This is a genomic window from Pseudomonas sp. PSE14 (assembly GCF_029203285.1).
Classification (GTDB): domain Bacteria; phylum Pseudomonadota; class Gammaproteobacteria; order Pseudomonadales; family Pseudomonadaceae; genus Pseudomonas.
Window position 1 is genome coordinate 952311 of the sequence record NZ_CP115669.1, and the last position, 17944, is coordinate 970254.

Sequence of the window (17944 nt, forward strand, 5' to 3'; positions counted from 1 at the left end):
CATCTCAGAAGTCAGGTATCCATGGCTCAATACGTCTACACCATGCATCGGGTCGGCAAAGTCGTACCGCCCAAGCGTGAAATCCTCAAGGACATCTCCCTGTCATTCTTCCCCGGCGCCAAGATCGGCGTGCTCGGCCTGAACGGCGCGGGTAAATCCACCCTGTTGCGCATCATGGCTGGCGTCGACACCGAGATCGAAGGTGAAGCCCGCCCGATGCCGGGCATCAACGTCGGCTACCTGCCGCAGGAGCCCAAGCTCGACCCGCAGGCCACCGTGCGTGAAATCGTCGAAGAGGCTGTCGGCCAGATCAAGGCCGCCCAGGCCCGCCTGGATGAAGTCTATGCCGCCTACGCCGATCCGGATGCCGACTTCGACGCCCTGGCCGCCGAGCAGGCCAAGCTGGAAGCCATCATCCACGCCTCCGACGGCCACAACCTGGAGCGCCAGCTGGAAGTCGCCGCCGACGCCCTGCGCCTGCCGCCGTGGGATGCCAGGATCGAACACCTCTCCGGTGGCGAGAAGCGCCGTGTAGCACTGTGCCGTCTGCTGCTGTCCGCCCCGGACATGCTGCTGCTGGACGAACCGACCAACCACCTGGATGCCGACTCCGTCGCCTGGCTGGAACACTTCCTCCACGACTTCCCGGGCACCGTGGTGGCGATCACCCACGACCGTTACTTCCTCGACAACGTCGCTGGCTGGATCCTGGAACTGGACCGTGGCCACGGCATCCCGTTCGAAGGCAACTACTCCGGCTGGCTGGAATCCAAGGCCAACCGTCTGGCCCAGGAAGCCAAGCAGGAAGCCTCCCACGCCAAGGCCATGAAGGCCGAACTGGAATGGGTGCGCCAGGGCGCCAAGGGCCGTCAGGCCAAGTCCAAGGCCCGTCTGCAGCGCTTCGAGGAAATGCAGTCGCAGGAATTCCAGAAGCGCAGCGAGACCAACGAGATCTACATCCCGGCCGGTCCGCGCCTGGGCGACAAGGTCATCGAGCTGCACAACGTCTGCAAGGGCTACGGCGATCGCGTACTGATCGACGACCTGTCCCTGAGCATTCCCAAGGGCGCCATCGTCGGCGTGATCGGTGGTAACGGAGCGGGTAAATCCACCCTGTTCCGCATGCTGACCGGCAAGGAGCAACCGGACTCGGGCACCATCGAGATCGGCGATACCGTGCAGATCGCCAGCGTCGACCAGAGCCGCGACAGCCTGGAAGGCACCAAGACCGTATGGGAGCAGGTCTCCGACGGTTTCGAGCAGATCAAGATCGGCAACTACGAAGTCCCGTCGCGCAGCTATGTCGGCCGCTTCAACTTCAAGGGCGCCGACCAGCAGAAGTTCGTCAAGGACCTCTCCGGTGGTGAGCGTGGCCGTCTGCACCTGGCCCTGACCCTGAAGCAGGGCGGCAACGTGCTGCTGCTCGACGAACCGTCCAACGACCTCGACGTGGAAACCCTGCGTGCGCTGGAAGAAGCACTGCTGGACTTCCCCGGCGCCGCCATCGTGATTTCCCACGATCGCTGGTTCCTGGACCGTATCGCCACCCACATCCTCTCCTACGAGGACGACGGCAAGGTGACCTTCTTCGAAGGCAACTACACCGAGTTCGAAGCCGACCGCAAGAAGCGTCTGGGCGACGCGGCTTCCCAGCCGCACCGCGTGCGCTACAAGAAGCTGGCGTAAGCCGCTGCTGCATGAAAACGGGGCCTTCGGGCCCCGTTTTCGTTTCCGCGTTTTTCTTCCCGGCTCTTCAGCGGCTGCGCTTGAGATCGTCCAGCGCGCGTTGCTGCTCTTCCAGCCGGCGCTCCAGCTTGTCGATCAGCCGTGCCTGGTCCGCCAGGGTGCGCTGCTGTTCTTCGAGTTGCCGGGCCATGCGCTTGAGGTCGTCGGTACTGAAGTCCGACTTGTGAAGCGTCTCGCTGTCGAAGGTATCCGCCACCAGCAGTGTCCCGGACTGGGTGAAGTTGCCCAGCTTCATGGCCGCCTGGGCGGGAAGGCTGGCACTGGCGAGTGCTGTGCTCAGCAGGAGAACGGCGAGTCGGGTGGTCATGGCGCTCCTCATTCGGCTATTTGTTTGCATGCGATTTCTATTGATTTTGTATACAAAAATCTGGTTTTCTGCACATGCCGGCGAGCCTTGGTTTATATATTTGCACCAAAAAGATTCATAAAAGCGTCACCTTGCACTATCTGTGTGCGTTTCAGCTTGTTAGAGTCTGCCGGCAAAAAAGCATCACATAACCAGAAAAGTACCGGTGTAGACATGACGCAATCCGTTGACTCGTTCCTTGAGCGCCTCAAGCGGCGCGACCCCGATCAGCCCGAGTTCCACCAGGCGGTGGAAGAGGTGCTGCGCTCCCTCTGGCCGTTCCTCGAAGCCAATCCGCACTACCTGGAAGCCGGCATCGTCGAGCGTATCGTCGAACCCGAACGCGCGATCCTGTTCCGCGTACCGTGGGTGGATGACGCCGGTCGTGTGCGAGTCAACCGTGGTTTCCGCGTGCAGATGAGCAGCGCCATCGGCCCGTACAAGGGCGGCCTGCGTTTCCATCCCTCGGTGAATCTGGGCGTGCTCAAGTTCCTGGCCTTCGAGCAGGTGTTCAAGAACTCGCTGACCTCCCTGCCCATGGGCGGCGGCAAGGGCGGTTCGGACTTCGACCCCAAGGGCAAGAGCGACGCCGAAGTCATGCGCTTCTGCCAGTCGTTCATGAGCGAGCTGTTCCGCCATGTCGGCGCGGACCTCGACGTGCCGGCCGGTGACATCGGTGTGGGCGCCCGCGAGATCGGCTACCTGTTCGGCCAGTACAAGCGCCTGTCCAACGAATTCACCTCGGTGCTGACCGGCAAGGGCCTGGCCTACGGCGGCAGCCTGATCCGCCCGGAGGCCACCGGCTACGGCTGCGTGTACTTCGCCCAGGAAATGCTCAAGGCGCGCGACAGCGGCTTCGACGGCCAGCGCGTGGCGATTTCCGGCTCCGGCAACGTTGCCCAGTACGCGGCACAGAAAGTGATGGAACTGGGCGGCAAGGTGATCTCGCTGTCCGATTCCGAAGGCACCCTGTTCGCCGAGGCGGGCCTGACCCTGGAGCAGTGGGAGGAAGTCATGGAGCTGAAGAACGTCCGTCGTGGTCGTCTCAGCGAAATGTCCGGCCCCGGCCTGCGCTTCCTCGCCGGCCAGCGTCCGTGGGCGCTCGCCTGCGACATCGCGCTGCCCTGCGCCACCCAGAACGAACTGGATGCCAACGACGCGCGCACCCTGCTGGCCAACGGCTGTGTCTGCGTGGCCGAGGGCGCCAACATGCCGTCGACCCTGGAGGCTGTGGATATCTTCCTCGAGGCCGGCACCCTCTATGCACCGGGCAAGGCTTCCAACGCCGGCGGCGTGGCCACCAGCGGCCTGGAAATGAGCCAGAACGCCATGCGCCTGCTGTGGACCGCCGGTGAAGTGGACCAGCGCCTGCACAGCATCATGCAGAACATCCACCATGCCTGCGTCGCCTACGGCGAAGAGAATGGCCGGATCAACTACGTGAAAGGCGCCAACATCGCCGGCTTCGTCAAGGTCGCCGACGCCATGCTGGCGCAGGGCGTGGTCTGATCATTCCGGCAGCATGAAGAGCGGGCCCATCGGGCCCGTTTTTCATTCCAGTTGAGGAGCATGCCGTAGGAGCGGACTTTGTCCGCGATCGCCCGAGCGAACGAGCATCGCGGACGGAGTCCGCTCCTACGGGTTTGCGATATCGACGTTTCATTCGCCACGCAGGGCGCGCCCTAGTGCGCGGTCCTTCTCCTGTTTCCACTCGCGGTCACGATCGCTCTGGCGCTGCGACTCATAGCGCTGGCGCTCCTGGCTGACGTACTGCCCCTGACATTGCTGGAAACCGTCGCCCCAGCCCAACGCATACTGCTTGTCCGCCAGGTAGCGCGGCACGCTCTTGCGGAACTCACCGGTGATGGCACCCGCCGCCTGGCGACCACTGCTGCAACCGTCGTCGAAGCCGTCGGCGTAGGCGGGCGGATAGCCCTGGGCGATGAGCGTCTGGTGGGTGGTCTCGCAGCCGGCCAGCGGTGCGAGCAGAAGCAGAATGAGGATGGCGCGGGGCGCCATGGGAACTCCCGTGTGCCAATGGGCGGGCGCACGCGCCGGATGGAGAGGCACGTCCCGGCAGGGGACGTGTCAGCAATCTATCCGGCGAGCTGTGAGGAACGCGTCAAACCGGTGTGATGCGGATGTGCTGGCCACCTGCCGAATGGGCCTGGCAGTCGATTCGTACGGGCAGGAAAGCTTCGATTACCGCGCGGTTGCTCCGCAAGTGATCGCTCAGCAGCGGAGTGGTGAAGCTGCCGCCGCCTGCCAGGGCGATCGGCAGCAGCAACTGATCCGCCAGGTGTTCGTCGACGGCGGTACCGCTGGTGCGCCACGCATCCGCCTGCTGCAGCGCCTGGCCGGCAACCCGCTCGGCGCTGACGCCCGGCTGGCCGAAGGCGCAGAACACCAGCGTCAGGTGCTCGCACTCGATATCCAGCAGCAGGGCGTTGCCCGGCCCCTGGTCCTCGGGCAGGCGCACTACCTTGGTGTTGGCGGCGCTCCATCCACGGTGGCGGCGGACCCGTTCCAGTTCGCGTTCGGCAACGTGGCCGGGTACGCCCGTCAGCAGGGCGCGGGCCGAGCGGGAGCGCTCGGCGCCAGCGACCATCAGGTGCAACGGCTGTAGCTCGCTGGGCAGCACCCTCACCACCAGCTCGCCGCCTCCCGCCGGCATGAAGCCGTGGCGCAGCAGCTCGAAATCCACCCTCGCACCCATGCGCCGCAGCAGTGGCAGCCAGGTGCGCTCGATGAAATCGGCCGGCGGCGCCAGCGGGTTGTGGGTGCCACCGCTGATCGCCAGGCTGCTCGGTGCGTCGGCGAACAGCAGCGCCGGCAGCAGGGTCTGCAGCACCAGCACGGCGCTGCCCGCACTACCGATGGCGAAGCGGTAGTCGCCGCCGAGGATCGCACCAGGACGGAAGGTCAGGCTGCGCGAACCCAGCTCCGCGCCTTCCACCGTCGCGCCGCAGATTTCCGCCGCCGCCCGCACCGCCGTGAGGTGCTGGCGCAACAGCCCTGGCCGCGAACGCCGGCCACGGATGTTGATAATGCGCAGCGGCTGTCCGCTGATCATCGACAGGCTCAGCGCGCTGCGCAGGATCTGGCCGCCGCCTTCGGCGCCATCGAGTTCGATCCTGTCCTTGTTCATCACGTACTCCTTGCGTACGTCCATACCTGCTCGCGCAGGTACTCATCCAGCCGCGACATGTCGTTGCTCCCTTCGCGCGGCGCGCTCAGTGTTTCCGCCCGCTGCAATTCCGCTTCGATCAACCGATGCAGGGCCGGGCGTGCCGGCCCGTATTCGGCCTCCACGGCCCGCCTCTTGAGCGTCAGCAGCTCGTCCACCTCGGCCCGTTGCGCTGCATCGTGCAGGGTGGCTTCGAGCAGGCTTTCGAACACCATGGGCGGCATGCCAAGCCCCAGGTCGATCCAGCGTACGGCGAGCAACGGGCGCAGCACGTAGAGGTACTTCTTGTAGCGAACTTCCGCCCCTTGCAGGTAGCCACGGAAGTTCTTCCGCGCCATCGACAGGTAGTGCGCCCGCGCCGCAGCGGGCGAGTAGAACGCCTGCGCCAGTTGGCGCAACCCGTCAGTCGCTGCGGCCTCGCAGCGATACACCAGCGGCGAGTCCAGCCATTCCAGCAGCGTCGGGTTGGATTTGCGCAGCAGACGCAGTGTCTTGCGCAGCTCCCAGCCGCTGAGGTCCAGCTCGTCGGTCAGCGGACGCTCCAGCACGTCGCGCGGCTCGCTCACGCGCAGGTACCACTCCGGTTGATGCACATAGACGAAGCGCACGTCGTAATCGCTGTCCGGTGAGGCGAAGCCCCAGGCACGGCTGCCGGATTCGCACGCGTAGAGCACGGTGACGTCGCGCTCCTGTTCCAGTCTTTCCAGTTCTTCCAGCACCCGTTCGCGCATGGCGGCGGGGAGTGGATGTCGTTCTTCCTTGCTCATCTTCCGATTCCTTGTCTTGCAGTCGAGGCGGGCCGTATTCGGCGCGCCTCGCGCTATCCCTTCACGCACACCACCTGACGCAGGGTATGCAGCACTTCCACCAGCTCGCGCTGGGCCGCCATCACGGCGTCGATGTCCTTGTAGGCCATGGGGATCTCGTCGATCACGTCCTTGTCCTTACGGCATTCGACGTGGGCGGTGGCGCGCACCTGGTCTTCCACGGTGAACAGCTTCTTCGCCTTGGTGCGGCTCATGGTCCGGCCGGCGCCGTGGCTGCAGGAGCAGAAGGCTTCCTCGTTACCCAGGCCGCGGACGATGAAGCTCCTGGCGCCCATCGATCCCGGAATGATGCCGAGCTGGCCTTTCTGCGCGGACACCGCGCCCTTGCGGGTCACCAGCACCTCTTCGCCGAAGTGGCGTTCCTTCTGTACATAGTTGTGGTGGCAGTTCACCGCTTCCAGGCTGGCCTCGAACGGCTTGCGGATCACTTGCCGCGCGGCGGCGATCACCGCGCGCATCATCAGCTCGCGGTTCTGCCGGGCGAAGTCCTGGGCCCAGCCCACGGCTTCCACGTAGTCGTCGAAGTGCCGGCTGCCTTCCTCGAAGTACGCCAGGTCGCGGTCCGGCAGGTTGGCGATGTGCTGGCGCATGTCGGCCTGGGCCAGTTCGATGAACAGGTTGCCGATGGCGTTGCCCACCCCGCGCGATCCGCTGTGCAGCATGAACCACACGCGGTCGGCCTCGTCGAGGCAGACCTCGATGAAGTGGTTGCCGGTCCCGAGGGTTCCCAGGTGGTGGCGGTTGTTGGTCTTCTCCAGCTTCGGGTACTTGGTGGTGATCGCCTTGAAGCGACCGGCCAGCGCCTTCCACGCGTCATCGGCGTGATCCGGCACGTTTTCCCAGGCGCCCTGGTCGCGGCGGCCGAAGGTCTTGCCGTGGGGCACGGCCTTCTCGATGGCGCTGCGCAGGCCATGCAGGTTGTCCGGCAGGTCGGCGGCCATCAGCGAGGTGCGCGCGGCGATCATGCCGCAACCGATATCCACGCCAACTGCTGCCGGGATGATGGCGCCCCGGGTGGGGATCACGCTGCCGATGGTCGAACCCTTGCCCAGGTGCACGTCCGGCATCACAGCCAGGTGCTTGAAGATGAACGGCATCTTTGCGGTGTTCATCAGTTGCTGGCGGGCGTCGTCCTCGACCGGCACGCCCTGGGTCCAGAGCTTGATCGGCTTGCCGTTGGTGACTTCCAGCAGCTGGAAGGTCTTGTTGCTCATGCTTTGACTCTCTTCTGTTCGGTGGCGAGCCGGCCGGATGCGGGTTGCGCCCGGCCGTCGCGAATTCGTTTGTTCAATCGGCACGCCCGGCAGCGAATCGCGGTGGAGTAGACCTGCCCTTTGCAGTCCTCGTACCACCATTTCTGCTGTGCGGCGGTCCAGGTTTCCCGGGCTCCACAGTCCTGGCAGCTAAAGGTTTTATCCTCATACCAGCCGCGCTGGACGAAAAGCGGATCGCCATAGCTGTTGTAGGGCGCCAGCTCGGAGCGGGTGACCGGGAAGGTGCCGACAGGAGCGACCGGGGCCATGGGCTGTTCGGCGGGCCGAGCCCTCTTTGCCTTGCGCCGCTCCCGCGCCAGACGAATTTCCTGGCGGCGTTGCTTGTTGCTTTTCATGGCGCCTTCCTCTTTGCCGGACAGGCCTTGTTCAGGCCTGCTTCAGCGTTACCAGTCCATTCAATACCTGATCCAGGCCGCCGAATACCGAGATGCGGTCGATTCGTTCGGCCACCCGTTCCAGGGTTTCCAGTTCCTTCAGGCGCAGGGCGGTGGGGTTTTCTTCCATCACCTTGGCCGTGTTCAGCAGCGAGCGGGTCGCCGAGGTTTCCTCGCGGCGGCGGATCACGTTGGCCTGTGCGGCCTTTTCCGCTTCCACCACCTGGGCCAGCAGCGCCTTCATCTCGCCCGGCAGGATGATGTCGCGCACGCCCAGGCCGCTGACCTCGATGCCGGTGCCCGCCAACCGCTCGGCGAGGTGGGCGCCGACCGACTCGTCGATGAGCTGCTTGTTCTCCAGCAGCTCATCCAGCGAGCGCGTACCCACCGCCGCTCGCAGGCCGAACTGCAGCTCGCGGTACAGGTGCTCCAGCGGCTTGGACAGGCGCGAGTACGCCGTCAGCACGTCGCTGTAGCGCCAGTTGGCGGCCAGGTTCAGGCGCAGGCTCACCTTGTCGCGGGTGAGGATTTCCTGGCCGCTGACTTCCAGCGCCTGGATGCGCGTATCGATCAGCTCCACGCTCACCTGGCGGTTGTAGCGCCAGAAGCCGTACTGGCCCGCCGGCAGCAGTTCGATGACCGCGCCGTCGACCTTCAGCACGCCGACCTGGTAGGCCGGCACCTGTGCCATCAGCACCGCATCCAGGCCGGCGAGGCTGCGGCCGCGCAGGTTCGGCTGGCTCAGTTGGGCCAGCAGCGGGGCGGCCAGTCGGTAGTCCTGGCTCAGGTCGATGCGCTCCAGGCGCTGTTCGGTCTGGCCCTTCCAGTACAGCCGGCGGCTGCCCGGCGGCAGGATTTCCGCCAGCACACCGTCCTCGAAACGCAGGCCTGCCTCGTTCTCGGAGAGGTCCATACGGGTGAAGTAGCGTTCGACGAGCACCGGTTCGGACTGGCGCAGATAACCGGCCAGGCGGTGCTCGAACAACGGGGTGTTCAGGCTGAAGGTTTCCACGCTCAGGCGGTTGTACAGGTCCAGATGGCGGTGGATGCCCGGCTCGAGGATCGCCAGGAAATCGCCCTCGGCGTACAGCAGGCCGCGTTCGTTCTTCTTCACGGTAAAGCGCTTCAGCAGTTTCATTTCTCTCTTCCTTCTTTTCTCTTTGTCCTGGTGCCGGTGCTCGCCGGCCCGCCGGGTGGCGTGGATGGAGCCTGCGAGAGGCGGGCACTGCGGACGTCCTGTCCAGGTGACCGATTCCTTCGGCCAGCACCTGCCTTGTCGCAAGCCCGATTCGCGTACCGGGCGGGCCGGCGGTGGCTTCGGGTCCCTTGCGTTGTTCAGCCATCCTGGCTGCTGGCGCATGTCCCGTTGCCGCACCGGCGGGGTGTTGCATTCATGAGTAGCTGCCTTAACAGGGCAGTGTTCGAGCGGGAGTCGAACCCGCGACAGGCCATTCCTTCGATGGCTGCTCTACCGGACTGAGCTATCGAACGGCGCGGGCAGGATTCGAACCTGCGACGGTTCCCTCCAAGGGGAGTGCTCTACCAGGCTGAGCTACCGCGCCATCGACCGTGACTGCTGCAGCGGCATGCGCGAAGCCAACACCAGGGGTGGGCTCGGGCACCGGCGGGAGTTGGAGTCCCTGCCCGTGGGCTGCATCAGCGATGCGGTCGAGAGGGATATAGCGAGGGACGTGCCAGGTTTGTCCTGGTCTGCCTGAGTTTTTATTCAAGTTGTTGATAAATAACGATTTAATTATTTTTACTGGTTTTCAGTATGCCGCTACGACTTGGTGGTTTTCCTGATTTATGGATATCCTTGAATCGGTATTTATCTTTTTGGATAAAAGATGCAGACGAAGAAAACCGTCGCCATTGGCTTCCTTGGCTCGACCCTGGATCGCGTCGGCAAGGGCGCGGCACGCTGGCAGAAGTGGCGGCCCACCGTTGGCTTGTGCCAGCAGCAGGACCTGCTGATCGACCGCCTGGAACTGATCCACGGACTGGATGCACGGGACGTGAGCCTGGCCGAGCGCATCGCCGACGATGTCCGGCACATCTCGCCGGAGACTGAGGTGCGCCTGCAGCCTATGGCGCTGCGCAACCCGTGGGACTTCGAGGAGGTCTACGGCGCGCTCCACGATTTCGTTGCCGGCTACGCCTTCGATACCGAGCACGAGGATTACCTGGTGCACATCACCACCGGGACCCACGTGGCGCAGATCTGCTGGTTCCTCCTGACCGAGGCGCGCTACCTGCCGGCGCGGCTGGTGCAGGCCTCGCCGTCGCGGCGCAAGGATGAGGCGCGGCACCCGGAAGGGACGGTTGCCGTGATCGACCTCGACCTGTCGCGTTACGACCGCATTGCCACGCGCTTCCGCCGCGAGCAGGAGGAGAGCCTGGCCTTCCTCAAGTCCGGTATCGCTACGCGCAATGCCGCATTCAACCGTTCCATCGAGCAGATCGAACGGGTCGCCGGGCGCTCCCGCGCGCCGATGCTGCTGATTGGCCCGACGGGCGCCGGCAAGTCCTTCCTCGCTCGCCGCGTCTACGAACTCAAGCGCGCCCGGCACCAGTTCCAGGGCCGTTTCGTCGAGGTGAACTGCGCGACCCTGCGCGGCGATGGCGCCATGTCCGCGCTGTTCGGGCACATCAAGGGTGCGTTCACCGGCGCGCAGAATGCCCGCGAAGGCCTGCTGCGCTCGGCCGACGGCGGCATGCTGTTCCTCGACGAGATCGGCGAGCTGGGGCTGGACGAGCAGGCCATGCTGCTCAAGGCCATCGAAGAGAAGCGCTTCTTTCCGCTGGGCTCGGACCGCGAGGTGGGCAGTGACTTCCAGCTGATCGCCGGCACCCACCGCGACCTGCGCGAGCGCGTCGCCCAAGGACTGTTCCGCGAGGATCTGTTCGCCCGCATCAACCTCTGGACCTTCGATCTGCCGGGCCTGGCCGGGCGCCGCGAAGACATCGAGCCGAACATCGACTTCGAGCTGGAGCGCCACGCCCGCGAGCAGGGCCGCCTGGTGCGCTTCAACCGCGAGGCGCGCACGCGCTACCTGGCTTTCGCCAACTCGGCGCAGGCGTTGTGGAGCGGCAACTTCCGCGAGTTGTCGGCATCCATCACACGCATGGCGACCCTGGCTGACAGCGGGCGCATCGATGAGACGCTGGTGGAGGAGGAGATCGGCCGGTTGCGGCTTTCCTGGGGCGCCGCGCAGTCGGAGGGCAGTGTAGAGGCGCTACTGGGCGAAGGCGCCGAGGCGCTGGACCTGTTCGACCGCCTGCAACTGGAGGCGGTCATCGCGGTATGCCGGCAGGCACGTAGCCTGTCCGACGCCGGGCGCCAGCTGTTCGCCGTTTCGCGTCAGGAGAAGCAGAACCCCAATGACGCCGACCGCCTGCGCAAGTACCTCGCGCGGTTCGGCCTGGATTGGGCGGCGCTGAAGGACTGAGGCGCGTGGCGCCTCAATAGTGGTACCAGCGCAGCTCCAGCATCACCTCGTTGACCGGGGTGGCCAACTGGCTGAACTCGCGCTGGGCCGACAGGCGCAGGCCGAGGTTGCGGCCCAGCTCCACCTGCTGGCCGAAGCTCAGGCTGCGGCGCACTTCGCCGTTGTGGAAGTAGTCGCCCTTGGCTTCCAGGGTCAGGTTGCCCAGCGGGTTGCTCCACAGCAGGCCGGTGTCGAAGCCCAGCGCCGGGGCGATGGTTGCGGCGAAATCCTGGTTGTTCTCGATCCGTGCGGTGCCCAGCGCATAGGCCTGCAGCTCGTCGCTGAGCTTCCAACTGCCGCCGGCGCCGCCGTTGAGGTGGCCGACCAGGGTGTCGTGGTCGTCGTCGCTGTGCTTGCCGAGCACCCGTTCCCAGCCGCCGGAAACCTGCCAGGAGAGCGGTTTGAGCAGTTCGTTGCGCGGCGTCATCGAGCGGATGGTGACCAGGTCCAGTTGCTGCAATTGCCAGCGATTGCCCTCGTACTGGCGCAGCTTCATCTGGCCGATTTCGATCTGCGCGCCGAGGGGGAAGCCGTACTGGTTGTCGGCGAGGTCGTGGTAGGCCATGCGCAGGCCGTACTGGGCAAAGGCTTCGCCGTCGCGGCTGCCGGCGCCGAGCTGCCAGGTGCGCGATTCATGGCCGTCTTCCGGCTGGCCGGGGCGCTCCACGGTCAGGGCTGGCGGCGGGTTCTGGTTGATAGCCTTGAGCAGGTTGTAGCTGCGCGAGGCGGTAGAGGCGTCGCGCTCCTGGCCGGTGGCGCGGTAGCGCACCAGGCGGAAGGCGGTGTCCTGCACCAGCGCCTGGCGGTCGGCGGGCAGGGCCTTGAATTCGGGGCTGTCGAGCAGCCGGTCATCGTCCGCCAGTTGGTGTGCCAGGACCTTCTCGTCGTGGCTCAGCGGCGCGCCGCGGGCAAGCAGTTCGCGCTCGCGGGAGGGGCGGTAGTCGATGCGGTCGATCATCCCGGCGTTCTTCACCGCGCGCACGGTGTCGGTGGGGATGGCGGTGAGCGGGAACTGGTCGGTGAGTTCGGTGCCGGGGCGGGCGATTTCCAGCAGTTCCAGCAGGCGGAACGAGCAGTTCTCGTCGAAGAAGTAGTACTTGAAGCGGACCTGCTTGAGCTCCCAGACGTGCTCGACCATCCGCCCGGTTTCTTCAGGGTTCAGGTTGAGCCGGTATTCCCAGAGGTCGCGGTTCTCCAGCCGGCTGTACTCGGAGAGCTTCTCGCGGTACGGCACCAGGGCGAACAGGCCGGGGTAGCCGCCCATCAGGCCCTTCCAGGCGTAGAGGATGCTGTTGTCCATGCCCTCGATGTAGGCACCGAAGTTCAGCGCGTAGCTCAGCAGGGCGGTGTTGTCGGAGTCGACATCGGCCTGGTCGATGCGCAGCAGGGTGTGGCCGAACATCGACGATGGACTGTTCAGGTAGGCCGCCGGGAACACCAGCACCGCGCTGTGCGGATTGATGTCGGTGTACCAGGTCTTGTACTCCTGGCAGGCCACGGACGGCAGGTCGTCGAGTTGCAGTTGCTGGCGCAGCCAGCGGGTGCGCGCTGGGTAGACGCACTGGGCGTGCTTGTCGCCGAGTTCGGCGGGGGCGTAGAGCGCCTTCACGGTAGCGGCCAGTTCGGCATCGGGGTGCTGCTCGCCGTCGGCGGCGAGGAAGAACTTCGGGTCGTCGACGAAGCTGCGCCAGCCGCCCAGCCTGGTGTGTTCGTAGTGACCCAGGGCGAGCCAGTAGGGTTCGCTGGCCAGTGCCTGCAGGCGCTCTGGAGCGATCTGTGGTGCGGCGAACAGTGGGGTGCAGGCGCACAGCGCCATCCAGGGCAACAGGCGTTTGGGCATGGAGGGGGCTACTGGAAGGGGAGGAGAGAGCCCACCGTGGCGGTGGGCTCGCGCGTGGCCGTCAGGCCTGTTCGGCGTACTTGGCCAGCTGGGCGTCCTGCTTCAGGACAGCCTGGGTGTTGGCGTACACGTCTTCCGCGGTGACGTCGGACTTGTTGAAGATCTGGGCGAAGTGCTGGTGGGTCACTTCGGCGAAGTGCGCACGATCCTGCGGCTGCACGCCCAGGACTACGGCGTAGGTGGTCAGGGCTTCGCCGTTACCCTTGGCCATGTCTTCGGACAGCTCGTCCATCATGCTGCTGAGCACGATCATCGGCTTGCCGCCGTAGGTCAGTGCGCCGTTGGTGTGGCAACCGTTGGTGCCGGTGGTCATGCCGAAGGTGTTGTTGCCGCTGGTGCCGTTGGTGGTGGCCGCCAGGACGTGAGTAGCGGTGCCGCGCTGGCCCTTGAAGAGCATGTTGCCCCAGCCGCAGCCGTCGCTACCGGGAGCGTCGGCCATAGCACTCAGGGAGGCGGTGGCGAGGAGGGTACCGATCAGAATCCTTTTCATCGTTTTTCTCTCTTTTCTTGAATACGGGCAGGTGTCGCTGACAGCAAACAGCGCCGCCTGAAGCTTTTAGGAATGAACTCGGGGTGTCAAGGAAGCCGGTGCTCTCCTGTACGGCATATTCACGCTTTCTGCCGCCGCCGGCAGGTTATTGATCGGCATCAGCGGCGGTTGTCTTGGAACGGGCCACACTGGAAGGAGTTCCCCTTGCAAGGAGGTCGCCATGGCCGATTTCGATCCGCGTCCGCGCCTGGATCAACTGGCGATAGAGTATTCCCGGCGTGCCGAGGCGATCCGTCGCGATCTCGGCCGGACCCATTCGCCGGACTTCGCCGAGCAGGCCCAGCAGCGGCAGAACGACGACGTCCTGCGCGCGCTGCTGGCGGAAGCGGAGGCGGGCATGCGGCTGGTCGGCCTGGCGCGCCTGCGCCTGGCTGACGGCACCTACGGCTTCTGCGCGCGCTGCGGAGAGCCCATCGAGGCGCGTCGGCTGCAGGCGTTGCCGGCGGCGGAGCACTGCCTGCGCTGCGCCGATGAAGTGGACTGAAACTGTCACCAATACCGCCTTGCCAGTGGCGCGCGGGCGGCGCGAGAATGCGGGCAACTCTCCGCGGCTTCGTGCCGCCCGAAGCAAGGATTTCCGATGCCCGATTCCGTTGCTGCAGGCCTGCGCCTGGCGCCCGATGAACTGACCCGTCCCTTCTTCCCCGAACAATTCCCCTTCACCACCACCGACGAACTGGAGCCCTTCCTCGGCGTACTCGGCCAGGAGCGCGCGGTGGAGGCATTGCAGTTCGGCGTGGCGATGCCGCGTCCGGGGTACAACGTGTTCGTCATGGGCGAGCCGGGCACCGGTCGCTTCTCGTTCGTGCAGCGCTACCTGAAGGCCGAAGGCAAGCGTCTGCCGACCCCGGCGGACTGGGTCTACGTCAACAATTTCGATGAATCCCGCGAGCCGCGTGCCATCGAGCTGCCGCCGGGCAGCGCGGCGGACTTTGGCGCCGACTTCGATCACCTGATCGACAATCTGCTCGCCACCTTCCCCTCGGTGTTCGAGAACCCGGCCTACCAGCAGAAGAAGAGCGCCATCGACCGCGCCTTTAACCAGCGCTACGACAAGGCCCTGGACACCGTCGAGCGCCTGGCGCTGGAGAAGGACGTCGCGCTGTACCGCGACAGCGCCAACATCGCCTTCACCCCGATGAGCGACGGCAAGGCTCTGGACGAAGCCGAATTCGCCCAACTGCCCGAGGCCGAGCGCGAGCGCTTCCACGCCGACATCGCTGAACTGGAAGAGCACCTGAACGAAGAACTGGCCAGCCTGCCGCAGTGGAAGCGCGAGTCCAGCAACCAGCTGCGCCAGCTCAACGAAGAAACCATCACCCTCGCCCTGCAGCCGCTGCTGGCGCCGCTGGTGGAGAAGTACAACAACAACTCCGGTGTCAGCGCCTACCTGCAGGCGATGCAGCTGAACCTGCTGAAGACCGTGGTCGACCAACTGGTGGACTCCGACCGCACCGATCCGCAGCGCAAGCTGGGCCTGCAGGAGCAGTACGCGCCCAACCAGGTGATCGGCCACCATGCCACCAGCGGTGCGCCGGTGATCTTCGAGTCGCACCCGACCTACGACAACCTGTTCGGCCGCATCGAGTACGCCTCCGACCAGGGCGCGCTGTACACCAGCTACCGCCAGCTGCGTCCGGGCGCGCTGCACCGCGCCAACGGTGGCTTCCTGGTGCTGGAGGCGGAGAAGCTGCTCAGCGAGCCGTTCGTCTGGGATGCGCTCAAGCGTGCGCTGCATTCGCGCCAGCTGAAGATGGAGTCGCCGCTGGCAGAACTGGGCCGCCTGGCGGCCATGAGCCTGACGCCGCAGGTGATCCCGCTGAACATCAAGGTGATCATCATTGGTTCGCGGCAGATCTACTACACGCTGCAGGATCTCGATCCGGACTTCCAGGAGATGTTCCGCGTCCTGGTGGACTTCGACGAAGACATCCCGCTGGGCGAGGACAGCCTCGAACAGTTCGCCCAACTGCTGAAAACCCGCACCTCGGAAGAGGGCCTGGCGCCGCTGACCAGCGCCGCCGTCGCCCGCCTGGCGACCTATAGCGCGCGCCTGGCCGAGCACCAGGGGCGCCTGTCGGCGCGCATCAGCGACCTGTTCCAGCTGGTCAGCGAGGCGGATTTCATCCGCCAGCTGGCGAATGAGACGGTGACCGACCTCGGCCACATCGAGCGCGCCCTGAAGGCCAAGGAGACCCGCACCGGACGGGTGTCCGGACGCATCCTCGACGATATGCTGGCCGGCATCATCCTGATCGATACCGAAGGCGCCGCGGTCGGCAAGTGCAACGGCCTGACCGTGCTGGAAGTCGGTGACTCGGCTTTCGGCGTGCCGGCGCGGATTTCCGCCACCGTCTACCCCGGCGGCAGCGGCATCGTCGACATCGAGCGCGAGGTGAGCCTCGGCCAGCCGATCCACTCCAAGGGCGTGATGATCCTGACGGGCTACCTGGGCAGCCGCTATGCGCAGGAATTCCCGCTGGAGATTTCCGCGAGCATCGCCCTGGAGCAGTCCTATGGCTACGTGGACGGTGACAGTGCCTCGCTGGGCGAGGTCTGCACGCTGATCTCCGCGCTGTCGCGCACGCCGCTGCGTCAGTGCTTCGCCATCACCGGCTCGATCAACCAGTTCGGCGAGGTGCAGGCGGTCGGCGGGGTCAACGAGAAGATCGAGGGCTTCTTCCGTCTTTGCGAGGCCCGTGGCCTGACCGGCGAGCAGGGAGTCATCATCCCGCGCTCCAACGTCAGTACCCTGATGCTCGATGAGCGTGTGCTGCAGGCGGTTCGCAACGGCCAGTTCCATATCTACGCTGTTCGCCAGGCCGACGAGGCGCTGAGCCTGCTGGTCGGCCAACCGGCCGGTGCGCCGGATGCCAAGGGCAATTTCCCCAAGGGCAGCGTGAATGCCCGTGTCGTCGAGCGCCTGAAGGAGATTTCCGAGCTGGGCATGGAGGAGGACGAGAAGGAAAAGCCGGTCAAGGAAGCCGTGGCGAAGGCCAAGGCGGCGAAGGCGCCGGTGGAGAAGGAGCGGGCGCGCAAGAAGAAGGACGCCGACTGAGCAGAACCTGATCAGGCGGCTCCGCACCGCGCGGGGCGGCGCTCCGGCGCTACTGCCCCCGTGCAGTTCACATGCTTATCCACAGCCTGCGTGGATAAAACGGCGCTTTCGCGTGTCGGAACCTGGGTGTAGTCTCGAACTCAGGACCGCCGCGAGGGTGCCGCCATGCCGCGTAACCTCTGCCTTATCCGCCCCTGTCTGGGGCTGACCACGCGAATCGAATGCGCGATCAGGCCGTTGGCCGGAGAGAATGGACTCTGGACCTTGTTGTGCGCGGCCGGCATGGCCGGTGCACAACCCACCGCCATCAAGGCGCAAGGCCCGTTCTTCGGGCCCTTCGTCGCCGAAGGCGTGCTTGAAGCGATTTCCGACTGCCTGGCCCAGCAGGGCTATATCAAGGCTTGCGATCCACCGATCTGGCAGTTGCACCTGCAAGCCGAGCTGCGCCGTCTGAATGGTGAGCGCAGCCGCAATCTCGGGAACTATCAGTTCCGTCCCGAATCCTGATGCGGGACGCCGCCTGAGCAACGGACGCTCGTGCTGCCTGGCTTTCGCCTGCCGATCCCGGGCAGTCGACATATTTGTCCACAGAAATACGGGTCAGCTCCGAAATCGCCTTCAGCTATACTTCGCACCTTCCGAACAGCCCCTCGAGAGCCATGGAACGCTTCGTCGAAAACTCCCTGTACGCCGCCCGCTGGCTGCTGGCGCCGATCTACATCGGCCTGTCGCTGGCGCTACTGGCCCTGACCATCAAGTTCTTCCAGGAAATCCTCCACATCCTGCCAAGCATCTTCAGCATCGCCGAGGCGGACCTGGTGCTGGTGCTACTGTCGCTGATCGACATGGCGCTGGTTGGCGGCCTGCTGGTGATGGTGATGTTCTCCGGTTACGAGAACTTCGTTTCCCAGCTGGATATCGACGAGAGCAAGGAGAAGCTCAGCTGGTTGGGCAAGATGGACGCCAGTTCGCTGAAGAACAAGGTGGCCGCCTCCATCGTGGCGATCTCCTCGATCCACCTGTTGCGCATCTTCATGGACGCCAAGAACGTCCCGGACAACAAGCTGATGTGGTACGTGATCATCCACCTCACCTTCGTCCTCTCCGCGTTTGCCATGGGTTACCTGGACAAGGCCACGCGCCACGACCACTGATCCCGAAAGGCTCCCTCCAGCCGCCCGGCCGTTGTGAAAC

Annotated in this window: 16 protein-coding genes and 1 tRNA gene; 7 read left to right on the plus strand and 10 right to left on the minus strand. The window is 65.2% G+C overall.

Annotation, left to right across the window (positions count from 1 at the left end; all coding sequences use genetic code 11):
* The first annotated feature begins 21 nt into the window (after window positions 1–21).
* A complete protein-coding gene (gene ettA, locus O6P39_RS04460; RefSeq protein WP_275610215.1) occupies window positions 22–1686 on the plus strand; it encodes an energy-dependent translational throttle protein EttA in 1665 nt (554 codons plus the stop codon).
* 67 nt (window positions 1687–1753) lie between these two features.
* Here the strand turns inward: ettA and O6P39_RS04465 are convergent, their stop codons facing one another.
* Window positions 1754–2053 (minus strand): hypothetical protein, encoded by a 300-nt coding sequence (locus tag O6P39_RS04465; protein ID WP_275610216.1) that lies wholly within the window; start codon window positions 2051–2053, stop codon window positions 1754–1756.
* Window positions 2054–2266: 213 nt separating this feature from the next.
* Here O6P39_RS04465 and gdhA point away from each other — a divergent pair, with 213 nt between their 5' ends.
* On the plus strand, window positions 2267–3601 hold the full coding sequence (gene gdhA / locus O6P39_RS04470) for an NADP-specific glutamate dehydrogenase (RefSeq protein WP_275610217.1): 1335 nt from the start codon (window positions 2267–2269) through the stop codon (window positions 3599–3601).
* 150 nt (window positions 3602–3751) lie between these two features.
* On the opposite strand, the gene O6P39_RS04475 is transcribed toward gdhA, so the two are convergent.
* From O6P39_RS04475 to O6P39_RS04505, 7 genes are all read right to left on the minus strand, one after another.
* Window positions 3752–4111 carry a hypothetical protein gene (locus tag O6P39_RS04475; RefSeq protein WP_275610218.1) on the minus strand — a complete coding sequence of 120 codons (360 nt, stop codon included), beginning with the start codon at window positions 4109–4111 and terminating at the stop codon, window positions 3752–3754.
* A gap of 103 nt (window positions 4112–4214) precedes the next feature.
* Entirely contained in the window at window positions 4215–5240 is a 1026-nt protein-coding gene (rtcA, locus tag O6P39_RS04480; RefSeq protein ID WP_275610219.1) for an RNA 3'-terminal phosphate cyclase, read from the minus strand.
* Complete coding sequence (locus O6P39_RS04485; protein ID WP_275610220.1) at window positions 5240–6046, minus strand: nucleotidyltransferase domain-containing protein; 807 nt, start codon at window positions 6044–6046, stop codon at window positions 5240–5242. The genes rtcA and O6P39_RS04485 overlap by 1 nt, the downstream gene beginning before the upstream one ends.
* A 53-nt stretch (window positions 6047–6099) precedes the next feature.
* Window positions 6100–7320 (minus strand): RtcB family protein, encoded by a 1221-nt coding sequence (locus O6P39_RS04490; protein WP_275610221.1) that lies wholly within the window; start codon window positions 7318–7320, stop codon window positions 6100–6102.
* On the minus strand, window positions 7317–7715 hold the full coding sequence (locus tag O6P39_RS04495; protein ID WP_275610222.1) for a zinc-ribbon domain-containing protein: 399 nt from the start codon (window positions 7713–7715) through the stop codon (window positions 7317–7319). The genes O6P39_RS04490 and O6P39_RS04495 overlap by 4 nt, the downstream gene beginning before the upstream one ends.
* 31 nt (window positions 7716–7746) lie before the next feature.
* Window positions 7747–8892, minus strand: coding sequence for a slipin family protein (locus tag O6P39_RS04500; RefSeq protein WP_275610223.1), 1146 nt, complete (start codon window positions 8890–8892; stop codon window positions 7747–7749).
* Between the two features lie 351 nt (window positions 8893–9243).
* Window positions 9244–9316, minus strand: a tRNA-OTHER gene (locus O6P39_RS04505).
* 285 nt (window positions 9317–9601) lie between these two features.
* Between O6P39_RS04505 and rtcR the strand changes: the two genes are divergently transcribed.
* Window positions 9602–11203 carry an RNA repair transcriptional activator RtcR gene (gene rtcR / locus O6P39_RS04510; protein ID WP_275610224.1) on the plus strand — a complete coding sequence of 534 codons (1602 nt, stop codon included), beginning with the start codon at window positions 9602–9604 and terminating at the stop codon, window positions 11201–11203.
* A gap of 13 nt (window positions 11204–11216) precedes the next feature.
* Here rtcR and O6P39_RS04515 read toward each other — a convergent pair whose 3' ends face one another.
* Together O6P39_RS04515 and O6P39_RS04520 are read right to left on the minus strand one after the other, a co-directional pair.
* A complete protein-coding gene (locus O6P39_RS04515) occupies window positions 11217–13082 on the minus strand; it encodes a DUF4105 domain-containing protein (RefSeq protein ID WP_275610225.1) in 1866 nt (621 codons plus the stop codon).
* A 61-nt stretch (window positions 13083–13143) separates the two neighbouring features.
* The gene (locus tag O6P39_RS04520) at window positions 13144–13632 is read right to left on the minus strand and encodes a DUF3015 domain-containing protein (RefSeq protein WP_275610226.1); all 489 of its coding nucleotides are present in this window, start codon (window positions 13630–13632) and stop codon (window positions 13144–13146) included.
* A 220-nt stretch (window positions 13633–13852) separates the two neighbouring features.
* Here O6P39_RS04520 and O6P39_RS04525 point away from each other — a divergent pair, with 220 nt between their 5' ends.
* The 4 genes from O6P39_RS04525 (at window position 13853) to O6P39_RS04540 (ending at window position 17904) form a co-directional block, all read left to right on the plus strand.
* A complete protein-coding gene (locus O6P39_RS04525) occupies window positions 13853–14176 on the plus strand; it encodes a TraR/DksA family transcriptional regulator (RefSeq protein WP_275610227.1) in 324 nt (107 codons plus the stop codon).
* A 96-nt stretch (window positions 14177–14272) separates the two neighbouring features.
* Window positions 14273–16750: an AAA family ATPase gene (locus O6P39_RS04530; protein WP_275610228.1), complete on the plus strand. Its 2478-nt coding sequence runs from the start codon at window positions 14273–14275 to the stop codon at window positions 16748–16750.
* A gap of 165 nt (window positions 16751–16915) precedes the next feature.
* Window positions 16916–17257: a hypothetical protein gene (locus tag O6P39_RS04535; RefSeq protein ID WP_275610229.1), complete on the plus strand. Its 342-nt coding sequence runs from the start codon at window positions 16916–16918 to the stop codon at window positions 17255–17257.
* 152 nt (window positions 17258–17409) lie between these two features.
* Entirely contained in the window at window positions 17410–17904 is a 495-nt protein-coding gene (locus O6P39_RS04540; RefSeq protein ID WP_275610230.1) for a TIGR00645 family protein, read from the plus strand.
* Window positions 17905–17944: the final 40 nt, after the last annotated feature.

What these genes read in the sequence shown, in the direction of transcription:
- O6P39_RS04520 (WP_275610226.1), bottom strand. Translation starts at nt 13,632, where the DNA reads ATGAAAAGGATTCTGATCGGTACCCTCCTCGCCACCGCCTCCCTGAGT.
- O6P39_RS04515 (WP_275610225.1), bottom strand. Translation starts at nt 13,082, where the DNA reads ATGCCCAAACGCCTGTTGCCCTGGATGGCGCTGTGCGCCTGCACCCCA.
- rtcA (WP_275610219.1), bottom strand. Translation starts at nt 5,240, where the DNA reads ATGAACAAGGACAGGATCGAACTCGATGGCGCCGAAGGCGGCGGCCAG.
- O6P39_RS04495 (WP_275610222.1), bottom strand. Translation starts at nt 7,715, where the DNA reads ATGAAAAGCAACAAGCAACGCCGCCAGGAAATTCGTCTGGCGCGGGAG.
- O6P39_RS04465 (WP_275610216.1), bottom strand. Translation starts at nt 2,053, where the DNA reads ATGACCACCCGACTCGCCGTTCTCCTGCTGAGCACAGCACTCGCCAGT.
- O6P39_RS04540 (WP_275610230.1), top strand. Translation starts at nt 17,410, where the DNA reads ATGGAACGCTTCGTCGAAAACTCCCTGTACGCCGCCCGCTGGCTGCTG.
- ettA (WP_275610215.1), top strand. Translation starts at nt 22, where the DNA reads ATGGCTCAATACGTCTACACCATGCATCGGGTCGGCAAAGTCGTACCG.
- O6P39_RS04535 (WP_275610229.1), top strand. Translation starts at nt 16,916, where the DNA reads ATGCCGCGTAACCTCTGCCTTATCCGCCCCTGTCTGGGGCTGACCACG.
- O6P39_RS04500 (WP_275610223.1), bottom strand. Translation starts at nt 8,892, where the DNA reads ATGAAACTGCTGAAGCGCTTTACCGTGAAGAAGAACGAACGCGGCCTG.
- O6P39_RS04475 (WP_275610218.1), bottom strand. Translation starts at nt 4,111, where the DNA reads ATGGCGCCCCGCGCCATCCTCATTCTGCTTCTGCTCGCACCGCTGGCC.
- O6P39_RS04525 (WP_275610227.1), top strand. Translation starts at nt 13,853, where the DNA reads ATGGCCGATTTCGATCCGCGTCCGCGCCTGGATCAACTGGCGATAGAG.
- gdhA (WP_275610217.1), top strand. Translation starts at nt 2,267, where the DNA reads ATGACGCAATCCGTTGACTCGTTCCTTGAGCGCCTCAAGCGGCGCGAC.
- O6P39_RS04530 (WP_275610228.1), top strand. Translation starts at nt 14,273, where the DNA reads ATGCCCGATTCCGTTGCTGCAGGCCTGCGCCTGGCGCCCGATGAACTG.
- O6P39_RS04485 (WP_275610220.1), bottom strand. Translation starts at nt 6,046, where the DNA reads ATGAGCAAGGAAGAACGACATCCACTCCCCGCCGCCATGCGCGAACGG.
- rtcR (WP_275610224.1), top strand. Translation starts at nt 9,602, where the DNA reads ATGCAGACGAAGAAAACCGTCGCCATTGGCTTCCTTGGCTCGACCCTG.
- O6P39_RS04490 (WP_275610221.1), bottom strand. Translation starts at nt 7,320, where the DNA reads ATGAGCAACAAGACCTTCCAGCTGCTGGAAGTCACCAACGGCAAGCCG.